Annotated in this window: 2 protein-coding genes; both read left to right on the forward strand. The window is 65.3% G+C overall.

The genetic code is table 11. The features are described from left to right. The coding region (locus F6S12_RS32015) for an ABC transporter permease (protein ID WP_315869893.1) at window positions 1-346 on the forward strand (346 nt) is incomplete at its 5' end. A gap of 404 nt (window positions 347-750) precedes the next feature. Next, window positions 751-1,139 (forward strand): formate dehydrogenase subunit gamma (locus tag F6S12_RS32020; protein ID WP_315869894.1); only part of this gene is annotated, 389 nt, incomplete at its 3' end.

Below are 1,139 nucleotides of genomic sequence, written 5' to 3' on the forward strand. Positions count from 1 at the left end.
GCTGGTGGCGCTGAGCCAGGTGGACCGGCGCATCGAACTGGCCTCGCGCAACCTGGGGGCGAGCCTGATGCAGACCACCTTCCTGGTGATGTTGCCGAACCTCAAACTGGGGATCTTCTCCACCGCGCTGCTGAGCTTTGCCCTGTCCTGGGAGGAAGTGGCGGTGACCCTGTTCATCACCAGTGTCGACGTCAACACCCTGCCGCGGCGGATCTGGAGCGGCCTGCGCGATAACGTCGACCCCAGCGTGGCGGCGATCTCGGTGCTGCTGATCGGCCTGACCCTGCTGGTACTCATGGGCCGCCTGGCCTTGCAGTACGCCGCCCAGCGCCGCGCCCGCTCCTAGCGCCCGTGGCGAGGGAGCTTGCTCCCTCGCCACGGGGCCCACCCTACTCCCTGGCTATTCGCTTCCGAGCTGACCGAAGTCATCCCTCACTCCCCGCGTTTTATCCGATAGTGCCCCGCTCGCCCACCCGGTTGCCCAGGCTCTTCTAGACTCAATGGGTGGTCGTAGATGGAACCGAACAAGTCGCTTTCGTGCAGATGAACCAGAAGCAGCGTGTCAAGCTGCCCTTTATGCCCTGAACAGGTGCGGCAACGACCGCGCCGGGTACAACAAGATGCCCATTCAGGGTGCATGGCCAACGGCCTGAAACGCCGCGCTACCGTGACGCGGCAACCAGCGCCGCAGCCGACACTTTCGGACAGCCGACAACCACCAGGTTTGTCCGTGACCGTGAGGAATGCTGTATGCCTGATGAAACACTGCACCTGCCTCTGATCCACCGCCTGCTGGAGCGCCACAAAGACTCCCCGGGCGCGCTGCTGCCGATCCTCCACCAGATCCAGGAAGAGCTCGGCTACATCCCCGATCCCGCCATCCCGGAAATAGCCCACAGCCTCAACCTGAGCCAGGCCGAAGTTCGCGGGGTAATCAGCTTCTACCATGACTTTCGCAGCGCACCGCCGGCGCGGCACATCCTGCGCCTGTGCCGCGCCGAATCCTGCCAGAGCCGCGGCGCCGAGCAACTGGCGGCGCAACTGCGCGAGCGCCTGCAACTGGACGACCACGGCAGCAGCGCCGACGGCAACATCAGCCTACGGCCGGTGTATTGCCTGGGGGCCTGCGCCTGCTCGCC

The organism is Pseudomonas sp. JV245A (assembly GCF_032424515.1).
GTDB lineage: Bacteria > Pseudomonadota > Gammaproteobacteria > Pseudomonadales > Pseudomonadaceae > Aquipseudomonas > Aquipseudomonas protegens.